Raw genomic sequence first — 25608 nt, 5'->3', positions numbered from 1 at the left:
AACCTTGCAGAAACCGGTCAGAACGCGACCTGGTCGCCGCCCTTCAATGACAGGATTTCGCGAGCCTCGTCGGGCGTCGCCACTTCCATGCCGAGGCCTTCGATAATCTTACGGGCAAGCACCACCTGCTCGGCGTTCGATTTGGCAAGCTTGCCCTTGCCGGCCCACAGACTGTCTTCGAGCCCAACGCGAATATTGCCGCCAAGCGCTGCCGATTGCGCGGCAATGCGCAGCTGGCTGGCGCCGGCACCCAGCACCGACCAGCGGTATTGATCGCCGAACAGGCGATCGGCGGTGCGCTTCATATGGGCGACGTCTTCCGGGTGCGTACCGATGCCGCCGAGCAGGCCGAACACGGACTGTACGAAGAACGGCGGTTTCACCAGCCCGCGATCGGCGAAATGGGAGAGGTTATAGAGATGGGCGATGTCGTAGCACTCGAACTCGAAGCGCGTGCCGTTGTCGTAACAGGTCTCCAGTATGTACTCGATGTCCTTGAACGAGTTGCGGAAGACCAGGTCACGCGTCGCTTCCAGGTGCGGCCTTTCCCAGTCGAACTTGAACGTTTCGTATTTGTCTACGAGGTGATAGAGCCCGAAATTGATCGACCCCATGTTGAGCGAGGCGACTTCCGGCTTGAACTGGGCGGCGGGGCGCACACGCTCCTCCACCTTCATATAAGGACTGCCGCCGGTGGTGATGTTGATGGCGGCATTGGTGCCTTGCTTGACGCGCGGCAGGAAACGCGCGAACGCCTCCGGCGTCTGGTCGGGCTTGCCGGTCTCAGGGTCGCGAGCATGCAGATGCAGGATTGCCGCACCAGCCTCGGCCGCCGCAATCGCCTCAGAGGCGATCTGGTCTGGCGTGACCGGCAGATAAGGCGACATGGTCGGCGTATGGATTGCCCCCGTCACCGCACAGGTGATGATGACCTTGCCCTTGGGCTGCTGAGCGCCGGGCTTGCGGCTTGTTTCCATCATCGTCCAAACTCCCGATCCGATTTTTTCTTGTGCGCCGCCAGCGCCATCAGCCGACGATCGCGCCAGACCTGCCGTTCGCCGAGTTCTTCCCGCGGCAGGCGCTTGCGGCGCTCGGCCTCGACCGTCTCCATGACCTCGCCGGCCCAGTCGACCCGACGCAGCATCTGCGGGAAGATTTTGGAATAGATCGTCTGGTAGCGTTCTACATAGTCGCGCACACCACCAGGCGCGTTGAGGTCGATCGTTTCGAACGGACCCATGAACGACCAGCGCAGCGCCAGCCCCTCGCGCAAGCCCGTGTCGACGTCCTCGACGCTGGCATAGCCGTCGGCGACGAGCCGGAACGCCTCCTCCAACAGCGCGCCCTGCAAGCGATTCATGATGAAGCCGTCGAGTTCGCGCTTCATCACCAGCGGCGCGTGGCCCGCTTCGACAAGAAAGGCGCGGGTCCTTTCCACCGTTTCGGCGGAGGTCCATGGCGCCGGCACGACTTCCGCTGCCGGGATGAGATAGGGCGGATTGATTGGATGTACGACGAGGCAGCGATGCCGCGCCTGCAGATGATCGGTGAATTTCGACGGCAACAGCGCCGAGGTGGAACTGGCGATCACCGCCTGCGGACCGGCAAGGGCGTCGATCCGGGAGAATACGTCACGCTTCACCTCCAGGTTTTCGGGTGTGTTCTCCTGGACGTGGACGGCATCGGCCAAGGCTTCTCCAAGCTCCGCCACAATGGTGATGCGGCCAAGCACGGCATCCACCGCCTGTCCCCGCAGCAAATCGTTTGCGGCGAGGTCGCCGAGCACGCCGGCGATATAGTCGCGCGCGCCGCTGGTCGCGGCCGCCGCCTGGTCCCACATGCGCACATCATGGCCCGCACGAGCGAAGCTGATCGCCCACGCTCGCCCGATGAAGCCGCTTCCGACAATTGCTACCTTCGCCATGATCGCCCCCTCACAGTGTCTCGACATTGCCGTCGACGCCAAGCGACTGGCCGGAAATGTTGACGCCCGCATCGGAAAGCAGGAAGGCCACCATTGCGGCGACATCGTATGGGCTGGTCATGCGGCGCAGCGAGATGTTCTGCAGATAGCGTTGTGTCATCTCCTCGTTTGACACGCCGAGCTGCTTTGCCCGGTCGGCAATGACCTTGTCGATGCGCGGCCCTTCGATGATACCGGGCAAGATGGCATTGACCCTGATCCCATGCGGTCCGAGTTCCTTGGCGAGGCTCTGGGTCAGGCCGACAACGCCGAACTTGGCAGCCGAATAGGGGGTGCGGAATGCGTAGCCATGGCGGCCGGCGGCCGAAGACATTGAGACGATCGAGCCGCCGCCCGCCGCCTTGATCAGCGGCACGGCACGCCGCGCGCACAGGAACTGGCCGGTCAGGCAGATATCTATGCAACGCCGCCAGTCTGCCGGATCGATCTCGTCGACGCCGCCGGTCGGCCCGGCAATGCCGGCATTGTTGATCAGGGCGTCGAGCCCGCCGAGCTTCTCCTCGACCGTCTCGAACAGCCGGTCGACATCGTCGTCGCGCGAAACGTCGGCCTTGACTGCGGCGGCGAGCGTAATTCTCTCTGGAGCAGCGGCCAGCGCCTCGTCGGAAATGTCGCAGATCACGACACGCGCGCCGAGCCGCGACAGTGTCTCGGCAATGGCAAAGCCGATGCCGCCAGCGCCCGCCGTGACCAGCACACGCTGGCCTTTGAGCCCGGTCAGGAATTCGTCCGCCGATGCGGGTGCGCTTGAGCTCATTGTTCCATTCCTTTCACTGAATTCGCCTTTCGCGCAGCGCCATGACGGCACCGAGCACCACCAGCCCAAACAGGATTGCCCGCGTCGCGTAAGGCAGCGTCGTGCCAGCGAGCAGCATCTGCAACGCGGTCAGGAGCAGCACCCCACCCAGCATGCCGAGATAGTGGCCGCGCCCGCCGGTGATTAGCGCACCGCCGACCACGACGACGGCGATGGAGGGCAGCAGATAATCGTCGCCCATGCCCAGGCTGGCCTGGCCGGAAAAGCCGGTCAGCATGATGCCGACGATCGCCGCGCAGACCGCCGACAGCACATAGACGAGGATGAGCGTGCGACCCACCGCGATGCCGGAGAGCTGGGCTGCGCGCAGGCTGTTGCCGATGCCGTAGATGCGGCGGCCGAAAGCGGTGCGGCCAAGCAGCAGCACGGCAAAGACGACGAAGGCGATTATGAACAGCACCACCGGCGTGATGGCGAATACCTTGCCGGTCATGAACCAGCGCAGCATCGGCGAGGAGAAGCCGGCCGGCGTGCCTTGGGAGTAGAGCAAAGCGAAACCTTGCAGAATGCCGTTGGTGGCCAGCGTCATAACGATCGGCGAGATGCCGAGAAAGACGATGCCGATGCCGTTGGCGAGACCGATCAGGCAAGCGACGACGAGCACCGCCGGCAGCGCATAGGCAAGTGCAGCATCCGACCCATTGACCATGCCGGCAAGCAGGATTCCTGAGAGGCCGATCGTCCACGGTACCGACAGGTCGAGCCCACCGGTGAGGATCACGCTGCCTTGCCCAAGCGCCAGGATGGCGAGAAAGCTCGACAGCACGAACAGCGAATTCCAGTAGCCAAAATTGACGATGGCGCGTCCGAGCCAGATCTGGGTGACGATGACGACGATGACAAGACAGACATAGGCCGGGAGCGCATAGCGCAGCGTCTCGGCATTACGGACATGGAAGGCAGGCTGCGGCGCCTGCTGCTCGCCGGCGCTGCCCCGCATGATTCTCAGCCGCCGGTCGGTGCGATCGATCTGCGAGGGCAGCATTCCGGCGCGCCACGCGGCCAGGCGAGCACGCAGCGCACGCAGTTGGCGGGCAAGCACGGAGCCATGCGACAGCGAGCCGGCAAGCACGGCAAGGATCAGGATCGTGCCTTCGGCGATCGTCGAATAGTAGGCCGAGACGTTGAGCACGAGCAGGATATTGACGACCATCATGAGGATGTAGGCGCCGAAGACAGTGCCCACCGGCCCGCCTTGACCGCCGCCCAGCCTTGTACCGCCGACCACGACCGCCGCGAACATCGACAGCAACAACGGGTTGCCGACCAGCGGATCGCCGCTGCCGGTCTGAGCGCTGATGAAAACGCCGGCAAGCCCATAGCAGCCGCCGGCAATGACATAGACCAGGAAGCGTACGAGAACGACGCGCACACCGACCGCGGCGGCGGCATCCGGATCGCTGCCGACCGCATAAAGCGCCGTCCCGAAGCGTGTGCCTTTGAGCCAGAACCAGCCGAGCAGGACGACGCCGATGACCACCAGCGGCATCGGTATCCAGCCGGCGATAGCATCACCGAGATAGAAGGCGCCAAGATCGGGCGAGACGAAGCCGCCCGGCTTGTCCATGACCAGCAGCGTTACCCCCTGCAGAATGAACATGGTCGACAGCGTGACCACGATAGGCTGCATGCGCAGGACGGCAATGAAAAAGCCGTTGAAAGCGCCGACCAGCATGCCGACCCCAATTCCGGCCAAAGTCCACAGCGCGACACTCGTGCTGGTCGCCATCGGATCCATGCCGTTTGCCAGGACGACATTGACCAGCGAGATCACCGCCCCCGCGGACAGGTCGAAACCGCCCGACAGGATGACCAGGGTCTGGCCGATCGCCGCCAGTGCCGAAGTGGCGCCGCCGCTCGACAGGAACGAAATGTCGAAATAGGTGAGCCGCCCGGCACTGACCAGATCGACGATCAGCAGGAGCGCCGCAAAGACGATCGCCGCGATGATGGCGCCGCGATGCCGCGCGAGGAGCCGCGACAATGTCGCGGCCGGTGCCGCGGCGGCCAAGCTCGTCACACTCATTCCGCCGCCTCCCGAACCACGTCGCCGTGGCCAAGCGCCGGCCGCATGATCGCGCCTTCAGTAATCTCGCCGCCGGCAAGCTCCGCCACCAGATGGCCATCATAGAGAACGAGCACCCGGTCGCATTGATGGACCAGCTCGGGAATTTCGGTTGAATGCAGGAGGATCGAGCCGCCGGCCGCCACATAGTCGCGCATCATCACGTAGAGCTCGTGCTTGGTGCCCACGTCAATGCCCCGGGTCGGATCGAAAAGCAGCAGGATCCGGCTTTCGGCGACGAGCCATTTGGCAATGGCTATCTTTTGCTGGTTGCCGCCCGAGAAGGCCCCTGCCCTCGTCCACAAGGCACTGCGGTCGACCTCCACGGTCGAGAAGGCGGACTGTACGGCCTTTGACTCCTCGTCTGTTCCAATCAGGCCAAACCGGGTGAAGCGCGCGACGACCGGCAGCGATGCATTCTGCCGGCCCGAGAGCTTCAGGAACAGGCCCTCGGTCTTGCGGTCCTCCGGCACCAGCCCGATTGCCATATTGGGCTTGAGCGCATCGGCGGGCGAGCCGAGCCATACTTTGCGGCCGTCGACCAGGATATGGCCGCGCTCGATCTCGGCCATGCCGAAACAGGCGAGGAACAGGTCGAGCTGACCCATGCCCTGCAATCCGGCAATGCCGAGGATCTCGCCCTTGCGCAGGTCGAAACCGACGCCGTCGAGCTTCCTCCCGGCTTTGAGATCGCGCACGCCGAGCACCGGCGGACCGAAGGCGGCCTCGCTTTCTGGCTTCGGCGGGAAGGTCTGGGCGATGCTGCGGCCGATGATCTTTTCGATCACCTCACCATCCGAAACGTCCGCAATCGGCGCGGTAACGATGTGGCGGCCGTTCCTGAGAATGGTCAGCGTGTCGCAGAAAGCCCGCACCTCGCGCATGCGATGGGTGATGAACACGACCGTGGTGCCGGCCGCTTTCAACTGCGCGATGATGGCGCCCAGCCACTCGACATCGCCACCCGACAGCGTCGAAGTCGGCTCGTCGAGCAGAAGGATGCGCGGCTTGCGATAGAGCGCGCGTGCGATTTCGATCTTCTGGCGGACGGCGAGATCGAGCGTCGCTACCTCGGCATCGAGATCGACCCTAAATCCCAGATCGGAGATGTGCTTGCGGACTGCCTTGCGCGCGTTTAACCGCCTGATCAGGCCGATCGGGCCAACGGGCGCGTAAGGCAGCAACATGTTATCGAGAACGCTGAGATCGCGTACCAGGGTCATTTCCTGAAAGGCTGTCTGCACACCTTTGGCGTGCGCGGCGCGAGGCGAACCGAGTGGCGCCGGTTCGCCAAACACTGTGATTTGCCCGGCGTCGGGCCGGACCAGTCCTGACAGCAGCTTGACGAGCGTGGACTTGCCCGCACCGTTCTCGCCAAGCAAGGCATGCACGCTGCCCGAAGCGATCTCAAAGGATACGTCGTCGAGGGCGACTGTTGCGCCAAACGCCTTGCGGACGCCCTCTATGCCGACAGCTGTCGAATGCGCAGACATCATGATCCCAGTCCCGCCTGCATGAAGGTGCGTGCGTGGAGTGCCTCGAAAGCACCCCACGCCCACTTTGGAGGGCCTACTCCTCGGGCTGGCCTACAAGGGCGGCCGCGAGACCGATTTCCGGTGTCTGATCGGAGAAGATCGAGGCGAACCAGCCTGGGTTCGAGACCAGCGATGGTTTGAACGCGTTGCAACCAGCCTTCATCTCCGCCCAGGTGCCTTCGTCACAAAGCTTTATCGTCTCGTTGGTGACGACAGGCAGCGGCAGGATCGTTTTCTTGGCAACGTCCTTGCCTTCAAGCGCCTCGACGGCAAGCTTGAGAGCGAGTGCCCCGGAATAAGGCGGCGAGGCGTAGGAAATGCGCGAGGCGCCGAGCGGCGCATAGGGAGACGTGGCGCCCTCGACCTCCGTGCCCTCCGGCAGCATCTGGATACGCCCGCCATTGGAACCCTCGCCGGCGCAAGGCAGGAGTTCGCTGGTCTTCTTGCCGGCCTCGAGCTGCATGGAATTGGCGGTGAAGCAGCCGACCTGCATCCATAGCCCGTTGATGTCGTCCCATCTGCGCGTCGCCAATATCTTGGAAAGTTCGGTACGGGCCACCGCCTGGCTCCACATGCCGACAGCTTCGCCGACGATCTTGATGTCGGGATGCTTGGCAAACACCTCCTTCGCGGCCTTGGTGCGCAGATCATCGACCGAGGTGCCGGGAACGCCGGTCACCGCGATGATGTTGCCCTTGCCATTGAGCTTCTTGACCAGCCACTCCGCCGTTACGCGGCCAGCCTCTTCCTGGTCGATATGGACATTGTAAGCGCAGGGCTCCGTGATCTCGGCATCATAGGCAAACACCTTCACGCCCTTATCGCAGGCGTTCTTCACCACCTGGTTGAGCGCTGTCGGCGAGATCGGGAAGATCACGATGGCTTCGGCGCCGGCCTGGACCATGGCATTGATCTGCTGGATCTGGCGCTGTGCGTTCGGCCCCGCCACCTGGACTTGGAGGTCCACCTTGTCGGCCATGCTCTTGTGCGACGCCATCGCCTTGACCATGTTGGCGGCCTCGGCCTGCCAATCATTGCCGATGAAGCTCATGCTGAGAAATATCTTGTGCTTTCCGGCCGCTTCGGCGGCGGACGTACCACAAACGCAAACAACCATGCCGGCAAGCAGCGCAAGCCGCCGGGCTTTCGATCCGATACCCATTCGAAACTCCTCCCAGTTCAGACGACCGAATGCCTCCCAAGGGTACGAAACGCACGCCTTGTCATTCGATGCGGCTGACCGTATCATGATTTGATCAAAGATCAATGATGAAATGGCTAAGAGGCAAAAGACGGAAACGGGGCGCTTGACGCGGCAATCCGAACCTTGCATCCGGACACAGGCGCCGGGTATGACAAGAGCGTCGCCGAATGGGGGAAGGTTGGCACAAATGGCTGGGGCGGCATTCAGGAAGCCGGGCGTCGAGATCACGCCGCTGTCCAGGGAAACCCTGCAAGACAGGGTTTACCGGCACGTTACCGAGTTGATCCTCGACGGCAGCATCGTTCCAGGTGAAATGGTGACGGTGCAGAGCCTCGCAGACGCTTTCGGCGTCAGCCCGATGCCGGTTCGCGAGGCTCTGAGGCGTCTGAGCGCGGCCAACGCCTTGATGGTGGTTTCGGGCCGTTCGATCGGTATCCCGGCATTAAGTCGTGCGCGGCTTATCGATCTCAGGAACGTCAGGTTCGAAATCGAGGCGATCGCCGCCGCATGGGCCGCAGAACGCATTGACGATCACGGCGTGATGCTGCTGGGCCAGCATCTGGAGGCACTCGAGCAGGCCAATGCCGCTGGCGACGTCAAATCCTATCTCAGGGCCAATTACGCCTTTCACTTTTCCATCTACCGGGCCGCGGGCTCGGAAAACATGCTCAGCATCATCGAGAACCTGTGGCTGCAGATCAGCCCCTATTTCAACATGCTGCACGATTCTGGAAACTATTCGACCGCCAACCAGCACCATCAGCAGATGTTTGCGGCTTTGCGAGACCGCAATGCGGAAGCGGTTCGGGCGGCGGTTCGCGCCGACATCGACGCGGCTTTCACAGTGCTGATCAAACTGCTGAAGTAACATTCCTCGAAGTCGCGCCGGTACGGCGGCGAGCCGCCGCTAGGCACGAATATGTCCATATGCATGTAGCGCCCGCCCGTCTGCTTCCCTGAGATCAGGAAGGTATAGACTCCGGCTCCATTTCAGAGGCTTGGAGCGCGGCGACCTCGTCCGCGCCGAGCTCCGCTGTCAGCTCGACCCGCCGGTCGCAACCTTGCGCTTACCCCACAGGCCGAAGCCATCCTCGACCTGTCCGCGATGATGGCGGTCGAGATAATCGTCTAAGGCCGCCCGGATCAGGGCCGCACGGGATTGGCGCGCCCGTTTGGCAAGACTGTCGAGGGCTTCAACCTGGGCATCGTTCAAGTCGATAAGGGCTCGCATCACACTCCAATGATATGCCTCGCGAGTTGCTGACTACCAAGCGCGGCCGGCTCTACACGCACATGGCTGGCGCGCTCGATCTCGGCAGCCCGGATAAGACGGTTCGCGATTTCACCGATGTTCATGGCCCGCCTCCTTTTCCTGGCTGTTCTGTTCCTCACCACCGTCCGTGCGGTTGATTGTCACCGTGCACGTGATCAAGGTATTCCAGTCCGGGCCGTGTTCAATGACGTTATGAAGCTCGGAACTCTCTTCCAGAAAATGCTCGATCGCAATGGGGCCGTTCTGGTGGGCGTAGACTAGAACCGCCTTCCAGCGCGTGTCACCATGAAGCGTTACGACGTTACTCATGCCGAGTGTCTCCTAGGTCACGAACAAATCCCGCTGGATGCCCGCGGGGCCAAATGCTTTGACCACCGCTCATATAGCACGCGTCGGGTGCAAACCTCAGTGGGACGACGCCGCGAAAGTCCTGGGCAACAATCTAAAGCTCACCGTTCGGGCAACCATCCCATGTCATCAATCGTTCGCCGGCGCGGCGCTCAATTTTCGCCGGGCAAGCTCGCACCAGCTCAGGCGGCGGATCGCGGCCGACAACGTGACGCAGAAGGAAACGCCAAGTGCTCGCGCGACGATGCGCATAGGCCGGCCTTGACGATTGCCAGACGGGCGCCAGATGGGGCCACGTGAAGCGGGTCAGGACTGACAACCCAAGCATTTCATCCATTGGCCGGTGTGCTGGCAGAATTTCGACGCGCACGACATCGGACAGGTGTCTCACCACGCCGAGCCGCAGCATCAGCCGCTTTGCCGAGCGGTAGCTGTTTTACGAGCGCCTAAACAGGTTGGACATTATGGCCAGACCAATCATCCACTTTGAAATAATAGGGCGCAATCCAGTGAATCTGCGGCGCTTTTACGCGCAACTCTTCGGATGGGAATTCGAGGTGGGCGGAGCGGTGTCGCCGCTTGTTTCCGACGCAGGCGACTATGGCTTCCTCGCCCCACCGACCGGGGCTCAACCGGTGGCAGGGGGTGTTGGAGGCGGGAGGAATTTTGATCCACACACCATCATTTACGTCAGCGTGACCGATATCGAGACATACCTGGCCAAAGCAGAGCAGTTGGGCGGGTCACGAGTTCTTGGGCCGGAACGCTCGCCCGGCACCCCGCTAACGATTGGTCAGTTCCGAGATCCGGAGGGTAACCTTGTCGGTCTGGCACAAATTGACGAAAACACCTGATCTCTTCAACAATCGATCCGGTGGCAGCACGGCGGCCAGCTCGTGCGACGAGCCATCGAACTCACCTGTCCAGGTGACGTTCTGCCGAGCGAGGATGCGTTCACTTGGTCTATCGACCCACGGGGTGCATGAGGGCGAGGCGTTTGCAAAGGCGATAATCGAAACTGTCGAGCGGCTGACCCGGACTATACGATTATTACCGCAATCCGGGCCAGCGCTCCCAAGATCAGATCAGTCGTAGACCTTGATGATCTTGCGCGTGCTCGGATCCACCAGAACGGTCCGGTTGTCGACCACCACGTAGCGGTATTTGACGTTCGGCACTTCATGAAGCTCGACTGTATCCGGCAGAGGCGAGCCGATGTTGAGCTCCACTCCAGGAATTTTCACCGAAGCGAGCGGCTGCTTCTTCACGTATTCCTTGATGACGGTTTCCTGCTGCGGTTCGATGATCACATCCTGGGAGGCAGCGGCACCAACGCCGGCCAACAACAGAAATCCCGCGGCTGCGGTGGAAAGATGCATTCTCATAGCCGTCTCCTTGTTGAGATTGTGCCGGGACGCAGCTTCATCGCGCCAAGCTCACCTCAACACGAGCCAACCAACGAACGTTCCTCGACGGGGCTTAAACCACTAAACCGTAAGACTTGAGTCTGGCCTGCCAGCGCAATGGTCCGGTGCACAGGACGCGGCGGGAACAGCCGCAGCCACTTTGTAGTTGGTAGCGTCATCTCCGGGAGGAGAAATCGGCGCAAGAACAGTCCCTTCATGCGCTGGTTAGGGTCCGCCGGCCATTGATGGATTTGGCAGGCGGACCCTTAGTTCCCCGACCGCCCCGGATCGTCGGCGAAGCCTAGCAGCGAAGCGTTTCGCCACGAAGAAACGCGAAACCCGACGCCTGTTGGCGCGGCGGGGCTGATCAAGCACTGAATGCACCTCGCTTAGGACTTTGGGGGTTGGGCTTGCCAGGCGCTCGCAGACCATTGCTAGAAGTAAGGCGCATGAGCTGCAACGCGCCCACGGAATAAGGCTACTGCAGAGCCGGGGGACTAGCCACCCCGGAGGCATTGGCAGCGCCGATTCCGCAGGGAACCAGAACTGCGGCCATCGCGACCCAAATCCTGGATCCCCCAACAACGCAATTTCACTGCGAAGCTGCTCCATCGCGTGGTTCCACGGGGTGAGTGGTTCCAGCCCTCAGCCGCTGCTCCCGGAGGCGAGCGGACTTTGCGTCTCGTGCCGTGCGCTCGCCGTCGATCAGCGCCCGTGCGGCGTCTGACGTGCGCTGCTCTCTATCGTGTCTTTGCTTCTCGGTGGCCAAGTGGCGCTCTCCTATGCGGGGCCTGATCTGGGCGAATAGTGCTACTGATCGAACCATCGTCACAGGCGGTTGTTCCACCCAAAACAACAAAAGCCCGCCGACCGAAGCCGACGGGCCAAGTGCGACCGACAGCTAATCACGATTTGCTGTCTGGCCGGAGTACAAAGCACCAACACGCGAAAGGGCCGAAAGTTCCGCAGATGCTAATATACAACAGGTTCGGAGCTAGCCCGGAATTCCGGTGGGAGACCCGAACCGTGGAACCTTTCAAAAGCGCATGACTTTTGCCTTCTTATTGAAGGAGATGCGAAATGAGCCTTGACATAGGAAAGGTCGCCATAGCGTTGCTTGGCCTGCTTGCCTACAAGAACAGGGACAAGATCGGCGAGTTGATCGCTGGCAGGAAATCGACAGATCCCAACGCTACCGCTGGCTCCCCCGGCGGCCTCGGCGATATCCTGGACCGTCTCAGACATGCGGGTGCGAGCGATCAGGTAGATTCTTGGGTAGGAAAAGGATCCAACCGACCCGTTCAGCGCGAACAGGTTGAGAAAGCAATCGACCCGCAAACGTTGGACGATCTGGCCGAACAAACCGGATTGTCCCATGAAGAGCTTCTCGACCGGCTCACAAGAGAACTCCCCGACGCAGTGGACAAGCTCACTCCCGACGGCCAGTTGCCAGCGAGCAAAGGTCCAAATCTCCTGGACGAGGTCCCAAGGACTGGTAGTACTTAGCGCCACCTCGCCAGCGACAGGTACGGTTGTCCCGGGTCGCTTTCGCTCGCAACCAGGCGGTTCGGAAACGGTTGCGAATGTGGTCGTTAAGTAGCGGCCCATCGCGAACGGGCCGAGGATTCCGACGAAACCAAGTGCAACTGGAGCGGCGGGCTGGACAGGAGGACCGCGGACGCAATGCCGGACGGCCATCGCGGATTTCCGGCCGCGGCTGGAGGGATGTGCTGTGGCGGGTGTTCGCTGAGGTAACAGAGGACCGTGTCATGCTGATCGCGGCCGGAGCCACGTTCTACCTGCTTCTTGCCCTGTTTCCAGCGCTTGCCACCTTCGTGTCCATCTACGGCTTCGTCGCCGATCCTCAGACCATCGCCGAGCACATTTCGTTCCTTGGCGGCATACTGCCTTCGGGCGGTTTAGATCTTACCAGATCGCAACTTAACTCATTGGCTGCTCAGAACACTGGCGCGCTCGCCCTTAATGTCGGCTCGCCCCAGGCGCTCCACGACCCGGCGCAAGACGATATTGGAGCGGATATCGGCAATCGCCTCCTCGAACGCACGCGCAGCTCGGCTCAAATCGAGTGTCATGTAAGCCGGCCCGGGCACCCTGTCGGGCCAAAGCCTAACGTCCCGACCGATAGCTTCGCTCCCGCGGGTGCCCAAGCTCGCGGCGTTGTGAGGCGGCTATTTCCCGATTTGGCACAATCGGATTGGCATCTGAGTTGCCTAGCAAGACTCGCTGGCGTGTAGCCACAGGCTCACTCAGGAGGTGGAAATGGTTTTGGCCCAGGATTTGTCTGATGTTGCGCTCACGTTCGACTGTCCGAATTGCTCGCATCCGATGGTAAGGAAGGGCTCTGCGATAAGAACGATCGCGCACTTCATATGCGACGGGTGCAAAGCCAAGGTGCCGCTCACTTATCCGCAGAAGCTGGCAATCTTCGAACTGCACAAGGGATTGGTCGGGCATCCGCGAAAGCACGAGCTGAGAGATCGTGCGCTCGCCACCGCGGCTGGATTGCCGCCGGCAAGATGACTCAGTGAGAAACGTCCAAAGTTGACGCACGGACGGGTCGCGCCATGATGTGCGCCGGAAAGACGCTCTATTCCCGAGGATCGTCGGGCGAGCGATACTGATGATACGCGATGCAGTGGACTTACGTCTGGTCGTGGTCAGCTCAAGACGAATCCCGCCGATAGGACCGTAAGGAGCAGTGACAGCGGAACGGCCAGGAGACAGCACAGTTCAAAAGTGTTGTTTTGGCGCCCGTCCATCGTGCGGATCCCGCTTTTGTGCTTTGTCATTTTGACAGCAGCGGGCGGTAGCAGGTAGCGGTTCCATACGAGTTCGTTCATGAAGCGCTTGTCGTGGCGTATATTAGCAACATCTTGACCACCTCCAAGGCTGCTCCACCCTCATTCCATGGCGCGGATCAGCATTGGAGATGAGGTTGCAATAACCGCTACAGTTCGGCGTCGGGTTATGGAGGATCGCGTAAGCGTCTCTATCCCGGGCTATAAATTCCCGCATTCCATCAGGGACAGCAACTCGAAGGTAAAGCGAGGCCAGCAAATCGAGCTTAGAGGAGAGGTTGCCCGGATCGATGAGGAGAAAGTGACGATCGATCTTGGACCGCTGGTGACAGTTGATGTGGACAATGTCCGCCTGATGGAGAAATACCGTCCCCAGCAGCGCAGAACGCACCTACACGACAAGACAGGCTAGGCCTATTCGTCAATGACTGGCCTTTGCGTCCTTCATTCGCATGCTTCGCTTCCATTAGCATGAGCTCATATTTCTATAGCCGGCGCTGCCCCTCTAACCCCGCCGGTCAGGCCCGGCATCTTGCTGACGGCCCCGCCGAGTGGGTGCCGGGCCGCACCGTTCCTCTAGCAGACGCAGCGTTTTGCCGAGCGTAGAGGCCGTGTTTGGGCCCTATGCGCCTCGCCCATCCACGAGCTGCCAAAAGCCACCATTGAGAACGTGGAACGGCTGACCGGTGCCCTGATTGAGTTACAACCGCGGCTTCACTTGGTTGCTGGCGTCATCTCCGGGAGAGATCGGCGCAGGACAGCCCTCATGTGCTGATTAGGGTCCGCAGGCCATTGCTGGATTTGGCACGCGGACCCTTGTTTGTGCACGCTTCAGATCGAAAGCGGGTAAGCTCTGGATCACTCGTCCGCCCCGAAATCCTGAACCGACCCACGGCGAATGTGGCTGTGATCGCCACGAGGATCCTTGACACGCAGCCTTCTCACACCAGGTTTGACCCCGGGCTCCTTCTTCAGGGCGGCTAGCGGTGGAACGGAAGGTGATTTCCCGGCTCCAGCGTCGCTATTGATCCAAAGGGAGCACCAGGATGGCTGACGACTACAGCAAGCTGGATATCTCCGAGATCACAACCTCGTATCGGTGTACGAAGTCTATGGGGTGGAATATTTCGCCGAGCAGAATGGCCTGACGCCAGACCAGGTTCGGCAGCTCATCAGGACCCACGGCAATGACCGGGCCCACTGAGGGAAGCTGCGAAGGCGCTGCGGGTAAGCTGATCCAGATGGCACGTTGACTTCCGAGGGCAAGCTTGCGCGGCGCGTCCAACTTTTCCACTGCAAATTTCGCCCGTTCTCAAATTTGTTCCTCCATTTCGCGCGACTCAATTAGCATCTGCTGATGGAACCTCGTCACGCCCTCCGAAGAGTCACGAACGGGTTTTGGGAGGTCTATGATATAGATGACGACGAGGTTGTCTTCACAGACGGGGTAGCTCTGACAAATTTGCAGGGGGAAGAGGCACTCGACGCCTTGGAGCTGCTAAAGGGCGGATTCCTGATTCCGAGCAAGCGAAGGCATTCCCGATACTGACCCGGCGGTGAACTGCTGTCCGACAAGGTGCGGCATGGAATTATCGCGCATTACAGATGCGCGACAATTCCTGCCGGCGCTCAGGTGGCAAGGTTTTTCGCGCACCTTAGATACGCGATATTCTTGCGCAGAGATCAGGCCGGGCGGAGCCGGCTCTCGTCGGAGGTCGCCACAGCCAACACCGCTCGGATGCATTCTAACGCTGCTAGGAGGGGCCCGCTGGTGTGAGCTTCACCAAAGCAAGTCTTGCTAAACTTCTGCTAGGCCATTTCAGGGGACTTGTAAGCCATGCCTATTGCCCTGTGGACGTTGCGACACAGCAGCGATTGGGGCACATTCCAGGCCATGTGCAATCTCTACAACATCACGACCAGCCAGGAGGCCATTCGCCAGTGGACCCGCGCCTTGCGCGATATCCTCGGCAATCTCGAACCCTCCATCGACGTCTATCCCAACCAGCCAGGCCCGGTGGTGCGCAACGCGCCGGACGGCGAACGCGAATTGGCCAATCTGCTGTGGGGCATGCCGACGCCACTGGAGCGGGTGAAGGGCAAGGCCGACTACGGCACCACCAATATCCGCAATCCGCAATACGGCCATTGGCAGCAATATCTCGGCATCGAGAACCGCTGCGTGGTGCCCGTCACCAGCTTCGCCGAGCCCAGCCCGACGCCCGGCGACAAGGACCCCGAGACCGGCATCCAGCGCAACTACTGGTTTGCACTCGGCGAGGACCGCCCACTGTTCTTCTTTGCCGGCCTGTGGACGCGCTGGCAGGGCATTCGCAAGGTCAAGGACGGCCCCGCCGATCACCAGGTCTATGGCTTCATGACGACCAGGCCCAACGCGCTGATCGCGCCGATCCACGAGAAGGCAATGCCAGTGATCCTGACCACGCCGAAAGAAACCGAGACCTGGCTCACGGCGCCGTGGTCGGAGGCAAGGCACCTGCAGCGCCCCGCGCCCGACGACACGCTGGTGATCGTCGACAAGCCGGCGACACAGATCAAGTTTCCGCAGCAGGCGCCGGCGCAAGGCTCATTGTTTTAGCGCTTGGTTTTAGCGCTTGAATTTCTGCAGCACCCAGATGTAGCCCTTGGGCGGATGATCCTGGTCGATGAACTGCGTCTTCACCGTCGTGTCCTTGCGGCTGCATCGCTTGCACCTGAACCTGATCGCTTCCAGCGGCTTGTTCCAGCCCACCACCTGCGCGACATCGTTGGCCCTGAAGCGCCCGACGTGGTAGCAGTGGCCGCACTCCACGATAAGCAGCATGTTGGCCTTGGCGGCACGCCCAACGCTGTCCATCGGCCCGGCCATGGTCATTTCCGCGTGGAGTAGTCCTCCGGGAGGGGAAGCAGGCCAAGCTCCGCCATCCGATAATCGGGCTCCTTCTCCGCGATGCTGGCCAGCACCTCGTGTAGTTTGTCGACCAGCCCACAAAGTTGCCAAAACAGCGGGCCGTTTGCTTTCAGGTTGAGTTGCGCGGAAAGCACCACGCGGCGGAGGCTTAGTGCCTCCTTTATGATCTCCTCAGCGTCCCGAGCAAACAGTCTGTCATACCTGCTTCTTCGTCTGCCCATGCGGCTCTCCTTGGCTGCAAGCACCCGCCCACACGCCGTCAAAATAGGAACCTATTCCTCGCCGAGTCAATTCGCTCTTGACTTTTTTGTTCCGTTTTTGTTCACTTGTAGAGAGAAGGTTTGGAGCAACGGCCATGGACCACATTGTGAGACTGGACAGTCGCCAGGAGGCTGCGCTGCAGGCGATCGTCGACAAATTCATCGCCCAGCACAAGGGCGACGCGGTGCAGGCGCTCAAGGAAATGATCGTCCTCAATGGCCACCTCCAGGACCGTCTTGACGAACTCTCGGCTCCGCGTCGGGCAAACATTAGGAGGAAGGACAATGGGCATTATTCGCCTGGACGCTGAAACGAAAGCTGAACTTCATTCTGAGGCGGTCAAGCTCATCGCCCGATACGAAAGCCCCCTTGAGACCGTAAAGGCTCTCATAGCTTACAATTGCGAACTTGAGACTCAAATTCTGGCCCTCGCTCACCGGCACCCTGGACTGGTGGCGCTCGGTTACGACGACACGCCGCCAATCTTGGGATGAGTCATGGACGTCCGAAAGGCCCTCATGCCGCCGGACGGCTATGGTGATGACGGCGAGCGACTCAGGATCCTCAATGAGCCCGGACAGTTCGCGACAAATAGGCCAACCAGAGCCGGCCAGCCGGTGATGACAGCAAGCTTGTCTTGCAGCATAACGGGGTCGAGTTGACGATGCAGGACCTTATCAGCTTTTTGGAAACCAACTCCGCGCTGATGCTGGCCAACCCGGCCGCCTTTGCCAGTTTTGCCGTTCTTTTCGGAGGAGGCGGATTTGCGGTCGGGCGCTATTTGTTGGCCGAGCGTCTCGCCAATCTGGAAAGCCGCATTGCCAGGCGTGATGAGGAAATCGCTGAGCTAAAAACCAGGAAAGTACAAGATGACGAGCCGCCCATGGTGCCGATAGTCGGCACTGCTGCAATAGGTCCAATCAGTCGAAGCGACCCTGTAGCTCTGGCCATCGGACGGGCCAAACGCACCGGCCCGGCAACCGCAAATGAAGGACGACGAGCATACTGAAGGCCAGCCATCCTCTGCAAAAAGCGCGGAAAATGATTGTTTACTGCCTTCGACCCACGATAGCCGCAACCTTGGCCAATCACGATCCAACTGAGCAGCAGGGCGAAGGCCGGATGCCATGCACCGAGTGATACCAATGACACGCCAGTCTGTTGCTGAAGATCTCGAAAGCGCAGCTCAGCGCATAGCCGACATGTCTCGCGCGGATTTGCAGATCCTCCTGCGTCGCGCTGCTTTGATGCTCCGAAACGTCGGTGGTGTGCCGCTGGAGTCCGCGACCGCAGATGCACTCGATTCCGTAGCAGCCGAGATGAAAATCGGCAGGCCAGACCTTATTCAGATCATTTTGCGAGAATGGCTGGAAACCAATGCCTATTTGCCGGTTCGGACGATCGACGAGGAAAGCGAGACGGACGGGAGCGCGTAACTACCCTCAGCTAGCTAGGCTGCGGACTCATAAAAGCGAAGCGACGATCTGATGACCGCCAAGGCGTGGCAACCGAGGAAGCACGCCTTCGCCAGCGCGTGGACGCGCTGTTGCTGCAGGCCGAATGGAACTGGTTTACACGCGGCGCTCGGCAACTCATGTGGCATTGGAGCCCTAATTTTGGCTGGGCGATGGACAGCCCGATCAGGGGTTGGAACGAATGCCTGCTCACTTTCGTGCTGGCGGCGGGATCGGCGCGCCACCCCATTGATCCGGGAATCTATCACGAGGGTTTTGCCGTAGGACCTGGCTTTCGGAACGGGCGCGACCATGACGGGATCGTGCTGCCGTTGGGATTGAATTCTGGTGGTCCGCTCTTCTTTTCGCACTATTCTTTCTGCGGGCTCGATCCCCGAGGCCTAAGTGACCGCTACGCCGATTACTGGCAACAGAACGTCAGTCATACGCAGATCAATTATCGACATTGCGTTCGCAATCCCCATAGCCATTTGGGATATGGACCGGACTGCTGGGGTCTGACCGCGAGCCATGGGCCGCGAGGATACGTCGCGCATGCACCCGACAGGAACTTTGGCGTGATCACTCCGTCTGCTGCCCTGTCGAGCTTTCCCTTATGCTCCGGGGGAAGCGATGCGCGCACTGCGCGGTTTCCTGACCAAGCCTCGAAACCGCATATGGGGCCGCTTCGGCTTTGTCGACGCGCTTTGCGAACCTCGCAACTGGTACTCCCGAACCTATCTGGCGATCAAGCAGGGGCCAATCATCGCGATGATCGAGAACCATCGTACAGGGCTTTTGTGGAGACTGTTCATGGGCGCGCCGGAAGTGCGCAGGGGCTTGGCGAGACTGGGCTTCACCAAGCCAGCACCTCGACACATCAACGTCTGCTCAGGGGCCACGAGCTGCCGCAGGTATGGCCCCACTGGGCTGCACTTAGCGCCGCAGGGTGGTTTCTTCCCTGAGTGATCTGCTGGCAAGTCGGAGCAGTTCGCGAAGCGCGTCCCCGCCGCGTCGTAGCTACTGCTCAGGATCGGGAAATGTCAGCGACTTGGTCTCGAGAAAGTCTAAGCGCGGGCTCCAAGCGCTATCATGTAGTCCCGAAAACCATGGAATAGATAGCGGTACCAATAAATAACGCAGTCGACATTCTCATGAATAGCTGAAATGAAAAATAATCTCTCATCGCGGCCTCCTTTGTTTCTCTTAATTTTTCTCGGCCAAGATTTGACCATATCACATAAGGATACGATCTGGTAATTTATTTCCAGGCTTTCTAGAGCAGGTCTCGATCAAGTCGCCGACCGTTTGCAGCTGCAGATCGAAGTCGGTTTCGTTAGATCGCCCGGTTTGATCGCCTCTCGCTTCGACGATACTCGCTCGCCCTTCAACTTTGGGCTGGATCGCACTACGTCAAACCAGCTTTGGGCGCAGTCGGGGCGGGCCAGTTGTCCCGTTGGCCGGTGGCCGTGCAAGGTTGCCCGCCGGTGGCACGCTGCCGCGCGAAAAGAGGCAGTATGACCGGAGAGAACGAGGCCGCAGATTTCACCTTCGATGGCTCGAACATGTTCGAGCCGCCCCTGCTGGCTGCTCCGTCATTCCGTGGGCAGTGGGACCCGTTCCCAGGGCGAGTGGCGCGATGGGCCGGAAGAACCGCCGTATCTTGCCGTCTCGGAGCTAGCACTCCACCCGATCCACAATCTTGAGGTCGGAGAGACAGATCGCTTCAGCGACATTTTCGATCTCGTCGAGCGCTGGATCGTCGAAGGCAATCGCCACGTGATGGAAGCCGCGATCGTCGCTCGAAGATCTGCAGAACGCGGACCTGCATCGCAGCACACACCCCGACGATTTCAAGCCATGGCTGCGGCCTCACTCGGCTATCTGGTGGACGAAACTCTATGGCATTCTGGTCCGACGGAACGCCATTGGTCTAAGCCAAGCGGCCTCAGGCACTGTCGCCCCAGTTCTCCCAGAGTAGTGTAACCGGCACCGGCATGGCATTGAAGGAGAAGACGGTTCGGTAGGCACCGCCCTGTCCGGTCGTTCTGGCTATCAACCCTGCCTTGGGTGGGGCGAGGCCGGCTTCACTAGCGGCGGCGCGCGAAAGCGTCCGGGGAAGACCTCGGCTCATTTGGTTTCTCCGTTTTTGAGGATTTGAGGAACGGTTCAGCTTGAGGGCCGCGGCATGTAACCTGCGGCATGTTGGGCCGGATGCGAATTGCCGATTTCAACTTAATTGTCGAATGCGAGCACGAAATTTCGCCACCCTTTCAGGACGCCAAAAGGCGCCCCCCGTTCCGCTCAGCGAAAGCTGTCATGATCGACACCGCTGCTGAATTCCGTGTCTGCTTTCGGTCGGTAGATGGGGCGGCAGAGGATGTCGAAATCACCGACTATCACTAAGGATATTGCGACTGTCGATGCCAAGGCGGCGAAGAGCCAAGCAGGCGAGGCTGCATCTTGGGCACAATATTCTCCGTCCGGTCTGCAACAGTCCTGAACGAGATCATCGGTCAATCCAGAGCGCGCAGATAGCGGATGGGGCGGCCACCAGCAATCCGGTCGGCGGCTGTGGCTATGGAATTGGCGTCGATGCCGAAGTGTCGGTAAAGATCACCGATTGTCCCCGATTGGCCAAAGTGTTCGACGCCGAGACTACGCGTGCGATGGCCGTAGATTGAGCCCAGCCAGCCGAGCGCGGCCGGGTGGCCGTCTGCGACGGTAACGATCCCACAATGGGCTGGAAGGTCGGCGAACAGCCTTTCGACATGGCTCCTGGCATGAACGAGGCCGCGCTCGCGTGCGCGGCTTGCCGCCGTCCAGCCTGCGTTCAACCGGTCGGCCGAGGTCACCGCCAAAAGACCGACGTCGCGTCGATCCTCCGCCATCATGCCGACCGCCTCGATGGCTTCCGGCGCCACGGCGCCTGTATAGGCCACGATGACATCGGCATTCGGACCCGGACGCCGCAGCCAATAGCCGCCATCTACAATGTCCTCCTCGAGCTCAGGCGTCATGGTGCGAATGATCTGCTCCACCGGGCGCGTCGAGAGCCGCAGATAGACCGAGCCGCCGGTCTCGTCGCGCAGCCAGGTGCGCTCCGACTGCACGGCGTCGCCGTCGCGCTGCATGTAGTCCAGCGCAAAACGCATGATGACGCTCAACTCATCGACGAATGCCGGCTCGTAGGCGGCAAGCCCGTCCTGCGCCATGCCGATCAACTGGGTGGCGATCGACTGATGCGCGCCACCCTCCGGTGCCAGCGTGACGCCCGACGGGGTGGCTGCAAGGAGAAAGCGGGCATCCTGGTAGCAGGCATAGTTGAGCGCATCGAGACCGCGCTGGATGAACGGATCGTAGAGCGTGCCGATCGGCAACAGCCGTTTGCCGAAGACCGAATGCGACAGCCCGAGGGCCGACAGCAGGATGAACAGATTGTTCTCGGCAATGCCGAGCTCGATGTGCTGGCCGGAGGGGCCGAATTCCCATTTCTGCGCCGAGGCTATGCGTTCACGGCGGAACGTGTCGGCGAGCGAGCGACGCGCAAACAGGCCCCGACGGTTGACCCAAGGGCCGAGATTTGTTGAAACGGTGACATCGGGCGATGTCGTGACGATCGCATCGGCAAGCGGCCCGCCGGCCCGTGCAATTTCATCCAGGATCCTGCCGAAGCCGACCTGGGTGGAAACGCTGCCCTTGGCTTCCGGGCCGAGACGATCGGGGACGAGGATGCGTTGGGCGTGCCGGCGGCGTCGACCTTTTTCGGCAAAAGGCACCGCATCGAGGAAACGTCGGAGATCAACCTTGCCGATATCCAAGCCTTCGAAGGCATCCCACTCCCGCCCCTCACCGATCGACATCGAGGCACGAAAGAGTGCCATCTGATCCCTGGTCATCAGCCCGGCGTGATTGTCTTTGTGGCCCGCGAGCGGCAGGCAGAAACCTTTTATCGTATAGGCGATGAAGCAGGTCGGCCGGTCATTGCCGCGCGCGGTTTCGAACGCCTCCATCAGGCAGGGCAGATCGTGGCCGCCGAGATTGGTCATCAGCGCGGCGAGCTCGGTATCGGAGCGCCGGTCGAGAAGTGACTTCAAGCCTGGCCTTTTACCGATGTCGGCGAGCAGGCGCCTGCGCCATGCGCCGCCGCCCTGATAGGTCAAAGCCGAATAGAGCTGGTTCGGGCAGGCGTCGATCCATGCCTTCAACGCCTCGCCGCCCGGTTCGGCAAAAGCAGCTTCGAGCAGCGAGCCGTATTTCAGGATGACCACATCCCAGCCGAAATTCCGGAAAATGCTTTCGAAGCGTTCCCACAGGCCTTCGCGAACAACGGCATCGAGGCTCTGGCGATTGTAGTCGACGATCCACCAGCAATTGCGCAAGCCGTGTTTCCAGCCTTCGAGCAGCGCCTCGAAGATGTTGCCTTCGTCCATCTCGGCATCGCCGAGCAGCGCCACCATGCGGCCCTCGGGCATGTTTTGGTCGCGAGCGCCGAGATAATCCTGCACAAGGGAGGCAAACAGCGTCTGCGCGACGCCGAGACCTACGGAGCCGGTAGAGAAATCGACGTCGTCGACATCCTTGGTCCGCGACGGATAGCTTTGCGCGCCACCGAAGGCGCGAAACCCTTCGAGCTTCTCCCTCGTCTGATTGCCCAGAAGATACTGGATGGCGTGAAACACCGGCGAGGCGTGCGGCTTCACCGCGACGCGGTCGTCCGGCCTCAGCACTAAGAAATACAGCGCGGTCATGATCGTCACCAGCGAGGCCGAGGACGCCTGGTGTCCGCCAACCTTCAAGCCGTCCGTGTTTTCCCGCAGGTGATTGGCGTTATGGATCATCCATGTCGACAGCCAGAGCACCTTCTTCTCCAGCGCCGAAAGTGCCTCCAGTTTTTGTTTGTCCATGTTGCAAGACTCCCGGTTGCGATGTCGCAATCATAGGGCTGAGCAAAAACCGATTGTCGCTAAACTTGCGTGAGATTGGCAGCTGCGTTAGCTGGTTTCGCCAATATCGACCCAATGGAGTAACGTTCGATGCCAAAAAGTCGACTGGACGATATCGACCGAAAGATCATTGGCGCGCTGCAGGTCGACGGCAGGATGACGGCGCAGCAGCTTGCCGAGCGGGTCGGCCTTTCAGCCTCGCCCTGCGCCCGCCGGGTCCGCCTGATGGAGGATATGGGGGTGATCACCGGCTATGCCGCCCTGATTGACCAGGACATGGTCGATCTGCCGATCTCGGTGTTTGCCTCAATCAAGCTTGAGCGCCAGCGCGAGAACGAGCTGAGGCGGTTCAACGCGGCGATCGCACGCTGGCCGGAGGTGGTCGATTGCTATCTGATGACTGGCCAGCGCGATTATCTGCTGCGTGTGGTGGTGCGCGACCTGCACGCCTATGAGCGCTTCCTCAAGGAAAAGCTGACGCGGCTCGATGGCGTCTCCTCCATCGAGTCCAGCTTCGCGCTTGCGCAGATCAAGCGGTCGAACCGGCTGCCGGTCGAGACATGATCTTGTCCAAACGTTGGCAAGTCAATCGCTTGGGTTCCGGTTTCGAACAGCACGATTTTTGGCCGATCGTGACCGGAGCGGCCGGTTCGCGATTGGCTCTTTTGGCTGACAGGTGGATGCTCCATCGCTGGCATGCACGAACCTGTCTGCAGGCAGAATGTTCGTTCGAGGTGTGACGCCCAAAAGGACGGCCCGCGGTCAGGCGAGCCGCTTGAGTGGCGTTTCGGCCCAAAGCGCTGGCTCCGTTATGCGGTAGAATTGTCGCGTCGCGGCCAAGGCAGACGGGCCGACGTCGACCATCACGCCGATAACGGTCATGTCATCGCATTTGAATGAAGACCCAAGCTGCCTTGGGCTCCAGCCGATCGATGCCAAGCGGTCGAACCAGTAGTCCTCGCAGACGATCGTCAGATTCGTTATACCTCGCTGAATGCAGAATTCCAGAATTCCGCAGTAGATCACGCCGGCGGCCTGGCAGGGTCGGCCGGGCTCGCGAAAATCCCGGGCCACGAAAAATCTCGTCCACTCATAGATATCGGGCCGGCGCGGAACGCCACCTTCGGCAAGTTGCGGAAAGATTTCGCTCATCAGATGCGGTCTGAGGCTCGGCACCAGGCGGGATCCGGCAACGACACCTTTTCCCGGCTGGATGCCGAGCAGATGAATCGCTTCTGGTGTGTCAAACGGGTCGATCTCGCGACTATCGGGACGCCTCAGCTCGTGCCAGCCACGTTCATCGACATAGATTTCATGTCGCAGGCGGAAGTAGCTGTCGAGATCCCCTCGATAGGCAAAGCTGTTTGACGCGTCGACGACGTGGACCTGAATCATTGCGGCTCCTCGAGTTGGACCCCATCCGACCACGCGACGATTGCCCATGAAATACCCAGATCTGAGGATGGATCAAAGTTCGATTTCGCGCCTGCGATAAGCCTCCACGATGGCGTGCACAACATTGGCGGTGCTCAGCTTCTGCTTGATGTTGCGCAGATGGGTCGTCACGGTGTTTTCCGAAATACCAAGTATTCGGGAAACCTCCCATGCGGTCTTCCCTCCCGCGACCCACTGCAGGATTTCACGTTCCCGTTCGGAAAGCCTTTGTCTCGGCCGCCTGAGCGAGCTGCCAACAAGTCGTTCGGCAGCTGAGTAGGCATGGCGCGCGAGGGCATGAATGGTGCAGCGCACCGTCGGCGCCAAATCAATTTCGCTTCCGGCAACCGTTACACAGGCCGGATCGCCAAACGCAGCCTGGATTGGGATGCAGATCCCGTCGCAAAGTCCAAACTCCTTTGCCTCATCCATCACCTTCCTGGCATTGCCGTTCGTCAAGCCGTGATGGACGTCCCTCCAAAGGAACGGCCCGATCGCACCACGGCACAAAGCAACGCAAGGGTCATGGCGATAGTGTCCGGCAGCCATATAGTGGCAGTACCATTCCTCAGGCCAACCGTTGACAAGGATGTGTCCATCCAGCGATCCGGTGTCCTGGCGTGGCAATTCGGTGACGAGACAGGCTGCATAGCCGTGACGTTCGATGCTCTTGCGCAGTTGCCGAATGATTTCGGCGGCGCTGGTTGCACGATCAATCCGCGCGGTTGCTTCAAAGATTTGCATTAGCTGATGCTGTAAGACGCTCCCGTGAACCGCCGACATTGCACGCCCTTTCAATGTACTGAGACAAAGAAAGAATAAATGACTTGGGCCTGACCGCAACCTGGGGCATGACGTTTGACTACTATAGTAGGTGGCACTAAAGGGCACGCTCTGACTGCCTCGCCGTATGAGACTGAGGTCGGTTTTTGCTCGCAATCTGAGGTTGCTTCGCCAAGGCACCGGCTTGTCGCAGGAGCAGCTCGCGGACCTTGCCGGTCTTGATCGCAACTATGTCGGCAAGCTCGAGCGGGAGGAGAACTCACCAACCGTCGATACCCTGGAGGTATTGGCGTTGGCATTGCAGGTTGACGTGGAGCAGCTCATCCGTCGCAACGCGCCGTGATCCACCGGCGAGGAGGCCGCGGGAG

30 protein-coding genes and 2 pseudogenes are annotated in these 25608 nt (G+C 60.6%); 15 read left to right on the top strand and 17 right to left on the bottom strand.

Annotation, left to right across the window (positions count from 1 at the left end; genetic code table 11):
- Positions 1-17: 17 nt before the first annotated feature.
- The 6 genes from kce to NKH01_RS06025 all read right to left on the bottom strand — a co-directional run bounded on the left by kce (position 18) and on the right by NKH01_RS06025 (position 7563).
- Positions 18-980 carry a 3,5-dioxohexanoate:acetyl-CoA acetone transferase gene (gene kce / locus NKH01_RS06050; protein WP_352885141.1) on the bottom strand — a complete coding sequence of 321 codons (963 nt, stop codon included), beginning with the start codon at positions 978-980 and terminating at the stop codon, positions 18-20.
- Positions 977-1924, bottom strand: coding sequence for a 3-hydroxyacyl-CoA dehydrogenase (locus tag NKH01_RS06045; protein ID WP_352846283.1), 948 nt, complete (start codon positions 1922-1924; stop codon positions 977-979). The genes kce and NKH01_RS06045 overlap by 4 nt, the downstream gene beginning before the upstream one ends.
- A 10-nt stretch (positions 1925-1934) precedes the next feature.
- On the bottom strand, positions 1935-2741 hold the full coding sequence (locus NKH01_RS06040) for an SDR family oxidoreductase (protein ID WP_353019492.1): 807 nt from the start codon (positions 2739-2741) through the stop codon (positions 1935-1937).
- 13 nt (positions 2742-2754) lie between these two features.
- Complete coding sequence (locus tag NKH01_RS06035) at positions 2755-4827, bottom strand: ABC transporter permease subunit (protein ID WP_353019490.1); 2073 nt, start codon at positions 4825-4827, stop codon at positions 2755-2757.
- Positions 4824-6362 (bottom strand): sugar ABC transporter ATP-binding protein, encoded by a 1539-nt coding sequence (locus NKH01_RS06030; protein ID WP_502912602.1) that lies wholly within the window; start codon positions 6360-6362, stop codon positions 4824-4826. Before NKH01_RS06030 ends, NKH01_RS06035 begins: the two co-directional genes overlap by 4 nt.
- 73 nt (positions 6363-6435) lie before the next feature.
- Positions 6436-7563, bottom strand: coding sequence for a sugar ABC transporter substrate-binding protein (locus tag NKH01_RS06025; protein ID WP_353019488.1), 1128 nt, complete (start codon positions 7561-7563; stop codon positions 6436-6438).
- Positions 7564-7792: 229 nt separating this feature from the next.
- On the opposite strand from NKH01_RS06025, the gene NKH01_RS06020 reads away from it, so the two are divergent.
- Entirely contained in the window at positions 7793-8473 is a 681-nt protein-coding gene (locus NKH01_RS06020) for a GntR family transcriptional regulator (RefSeq protein WP_292654482.1), read from the top strand.
- Positions 8474-8641: 168 nt separating this feature from the next.
- On the opposite strand, the gene NKH01_RS06015 is transcribed toward NKH01_RS06020, so the two are convergent.
- The 4 genes from NKH01_RS06015 to NKH01_RS06000 form a co-directional block, all read right to left on the bottom strand.
- On the bottom strand, positions 8642-8836 hold the full coding sequence (locus tag NKH01_RS06015) for a ribbon-helix-helix domain-containing protein (RefSeq protein ID WP_353019486.1): 195 nt from the start codon (positions 8834-8836) through the stop codon (positions 8642-8644).
- Entirely contained in the window at positions 8836-8961 is a 126-nt protein-coding gene (locus NKH01_RS06010) for a hypothetical protein (RefSeq protein ID WP_353019484.1), read from the bottom strand. The genes NKH01_RS06015 and NKH01_RS06010 overlap by 1 nt, the downstream gene beginning before the upstream one ends.
- Positions 8948-9187 (bottom strand): hypothetical protein, encoded by a 240-nt coding sequence (locus tag NKH01_RS06005; RefSeq protein WP_353019482.1) that lies wholly within the window; start codon positions 9185-9187, stop codon positions 8948-8950. The genes NKH01_RS06010 and NKH01_RS06005 overlap by 14 nt, the downstream gene beginning before the upstream one ends.
- A gap of 133 nt (positions 9188-9320) precedes the next feature.
- A complete protein-coding gene (locus NKH01_RS06000; protein ID WP_353019479.1) occupies positions 9321-9635 on the bottom strand; it encodes a hypothetical protein in 315 nt (104 codons plus the stop codon).
- A 55-nt stretch (positions 9636-9690) separates the two neighbouring features.
- Between NKH01_RS06000 and NKH01_RS05995 the strand changes: the two genes are divergently transcribed.
- Positions 9691-10080: a VOC family protein gene (locus tag NKH01_RS05995; RefSeq protein WP_353019478.1), complete on the top strand. Its 390-nt coding sequence runs from the start codon at positions 9691-9693 to the stop codon at positions 10078-10080.
- 231 nt (positions 10081-10311) lie between these two features.
- On the opposite strand, the gene NKH01_RS05990 is transcribed toward NKH01_RS05995, so the two are convergent.
- Complete coding sequence (locus tag NKH01_RS05990; RefSeq protein ID WP_353019477.1) at positions 10312-10611, bottom strand: DUF1236 domain-containing protein; 300 nt, start codon at positions 10609-10611, stop codon at positions 10312-10314.
- A 1101-nt stretch (positions 10612-11712) separates the two neighbouring features.
- Here NKH01_RS05990 and NKH01_RS05985 point away from each other — a divergent pair.
- From NKH01_RS05985 to NKH01_RS05965, 5 genes and pseudogenes are all read left to right on the top strand, one after another.
- The gene (locus NKH01_RS05985; protein WP_353019475.1) at positions 11713-12138 is read left to right on the top strand and encodes a YidB family protein; all 426 of its coding nucleotides are present in this window, start codon (positions 11713-11715) and stop codon (positions 12136-12138) included.
- Positions 12139-12401: 263 nt separating this feature from the next.
- Positions 12402-12887, top strand: a complete 486-nt coding sequence (locus tag NKH01_RS05980; RefSeq protein ID WP_353019473.1) for a YhjD/YihY/BrkB family envelope integrity protein — start codon at positions 12402-12404, stop codon at positions 12885-12887.
- 733 nt (positions 12888-13620) lie between these two features.
- Entirely contained in the window at positions 13621-13863 is a 243-nt protein-coding gene (locus NKH01_RS05975; protein WP_353019470.1) for a hypothetical protein, read from the top strand.
- 678 nt (positions 13864-14541) lie between these two features.
- Positions 14542-14655: pseudogene (locus NKH01_RS05970) on the top strand (DUF3606 domain-containing protein); the annotation flags it as partial.
- A 690-nt stretch (positions 14656-15345) separates the two neighbouring features.
- A complete protein-coding gene (locus NKH01_RS05965; RefSeq protein WP_353019825.1) occupies positions 15346-16050 on the top strand; it encodes an SOS response-associated peptidase in 705 nt (234 codons plus the stop codon).
- Positions 16051-16059: 9 nt separating this feature from the next.
- Here NKH01_RS05965 and NKH01_RS05960 read toward each other — a convergent pair whose 3' ends face one another.
- Positions 16060-16320 carry a hypothetical protein gene (locus NKH01_RS05960; protein ID WP_023677293.1) on the bottom strand — a complete coding sequence of 87 codons (261 nt, stop codon included), beginning with the start codon at positions 16318-16320 and terminating at the stop codon, positions 16060-16062.
- A gap of 2 nt (positions 16321-16322) precedes the next feature.
- Complete coding sequence (locus tag NKH01_RS05955) at positions 16323-16583, bottom strand: hypothetical protein (protein ID WP_353019467.1); 261 nt, start codon at positions 16581-16583, stop codon at positions 16323-16325.
- A 134-nt stretch (positions 16584-16717) separates the two neighbouring features.
- On the opposite strand from NKH01_RS05955, the gene NKH01_RS05950 reads away from it, so the two are divergent.
- The 6 genes and pseudogenes from NKH01_RS05950 (at position 16718) to NKH01_RS05925 (ending at position 19046) form a co-directional block, all read left to right on the top strand.
- Positions 16718-16933, top strand: a complete 216-nt coding sequence (locus NKH01_RS05950) for a hypothetical protein (RefSeq protein ID WP_353019466.1) — start codon at positions 16718-16720, stop codon at positions 16931-16933.
- Positions 16908-17117, top strand: a complete 210-nt coding sequence (locus NKH01_RS05945; protein ID WP_353019465.1) for a hypothetical protein — start codon at positions 16908-16910, stop codon at positions 17115-17117. The genes NKH01_RS05950 and NKH01_RS05945 overlap by 26 nt, the downstream gene beginning before the upstream one ends.
- 170 nt (positions 17118-17287) lie before the next feature.
- Positions 17288-17632, top strand: coding sequence for a hypothetical protein (locus NKH01_RS05940; RefSeq protein ID WP_353019463.1), 345 nt, complete (start codon positions 17288-17290; stop codon positions 17630-17632).
- A 136-nt stretch (positions 17633-17768) separates the two neighbouring features.
- Positions 17769-18059 (top strand): hypothetical protein, encoded by a 291-nt coding sequence (locus NKH01_RS05935; RefSeq protein ID WP_353019462.1) that lies wholly within the window; start codon positions 17769-17771, stop codon positions 18057-18059.
- Positions 18060-18217: 158 nt separating this feature from the next.
- Positions 18218-18640, top strand: a pseudogene (locus NKH01_RS05930) (glucoamylase family protein); the annotation flags it as partial.
- Positions 18641-18710: 70 nt separating this feature from the next.
- Positions 18711-19046 carry a glucoamylase family protein gene (locus NKH01_RS05925; protein WP_353019461.1) on the top strand — a complete coding sequence of 112 codons (336 nt, stop codon included), beginning with the start codon at positions 18711-18713 and terminating at the stop codon, positions 19044-19046.
- Positions 19047-20025: 979 nt separating this feature from the next.
- On the opposite strand, the gene NKH01_RS05920 is transcribed toward NKH01_RS05925, so the two are convergent.
- Both NKH01_RS05920 and NKH01_RS05915 read right to left on the bottom strand, forming a co-directional pair.
- Positions 20026-20211 carry a hypothetical protein gene (locus tag NKH01_RS05920; RefSeq protein WP_353019458.1) on the bottom strand — a complete coding sequence of 62 codons (186 nt, stop codon included), beginning with the start codon at positions 20209-20211 and terminating at the stop codon, positions 20026-20028.
- A gap of 382 nt (positions 20212-20593) precedes the next feature.
- A complete protein-coding gene (locus NKH01_RS05915; protein ID WP_353019455.1) occupies positions 20594-22984 on the bottom strand; it encodes a thiamine pyrophosphate-binding protein in 2391 nt (796 codons plus the stop codon).
- 129 nt (positions 22985-23113) lie between these two features.
- On the opposite strand from NKH01_RS05915, the gene NKH01_RS05910 reads away from it, so the two are divergent.
- Positions 23114-23587, top strand: a complete 474-nt coding sequence (locus NKH01_RS05910) for an Lrp/AsnC family transcriptional regulator (protein ID WP_353019453.1) — start codon at positions 23114-23116, stop codon at positions 23585-23587.
- 198 nt (positions 23588-23785) lie between these two features.
- Here the strand turns inward: NKH01_RS05910 and NKH01_RS05905 are convergent, their stop codons facing one another.
- Both NKH01_RS05905 and NKH01_RS05900 read right to left on the bottom strand, forming a co-directional pair.
- On the bottom strand, positions 23786-24418 hold the full coding sequence (locus tag NKH01_RS05905; protein WP_353019452.1) for an acyl-homoserine-lactone synthase: 633 nt from the start codon (positions 24416-24418) through the stop codon (positions 23786-23788).
- A 72-nt stretch (positions 24419-24490) separates the two neighbouring features.
- Complete coding sequence (locus NKH01_RS05900) at positions 24491-25201, bottom strand: autoinducer binding domain-containing protein (protein WP_353019450.1); 711 nt, start codon at positions 25199-25201, stop codon at positions 24491-24493.
- Positions 25202-25367: 166 nt separating this feature from the next.
- Between NKH01_RS05900 and NKH01_RS05895 the strand changes: the two genes are divergently transcribed.
- Positions 25368-25583 carry a helix-turn-helix domain-containing protein gene (locus NKH01_RS05895; protein WP_292654544.1) on the top strand — a complete coding sequence of 72 codons (216 nt, stop codon included), beginning with the start codon at positions 25368-25370 and terminating at the stop codon, positions 25581-25583.
- The last annotated feature ends 25 nt before the right edge of the window (positions 25584-25608 follow it).

Source organism: Mesorhizobium sp. M1403, assembly GCF_040317695.1.
In the GTDB taxonomy this organism is placed as follows: Bacteria; Pseudomonadota; Alphaproteobacteria; order Rhizobiales; family Rhizobiaceae; genus Mesorhizobium.
Note: the sequence above shows the minus strand (reverse complement) of the source record. Positions and strands in the feature narration are given on the sequence as shown.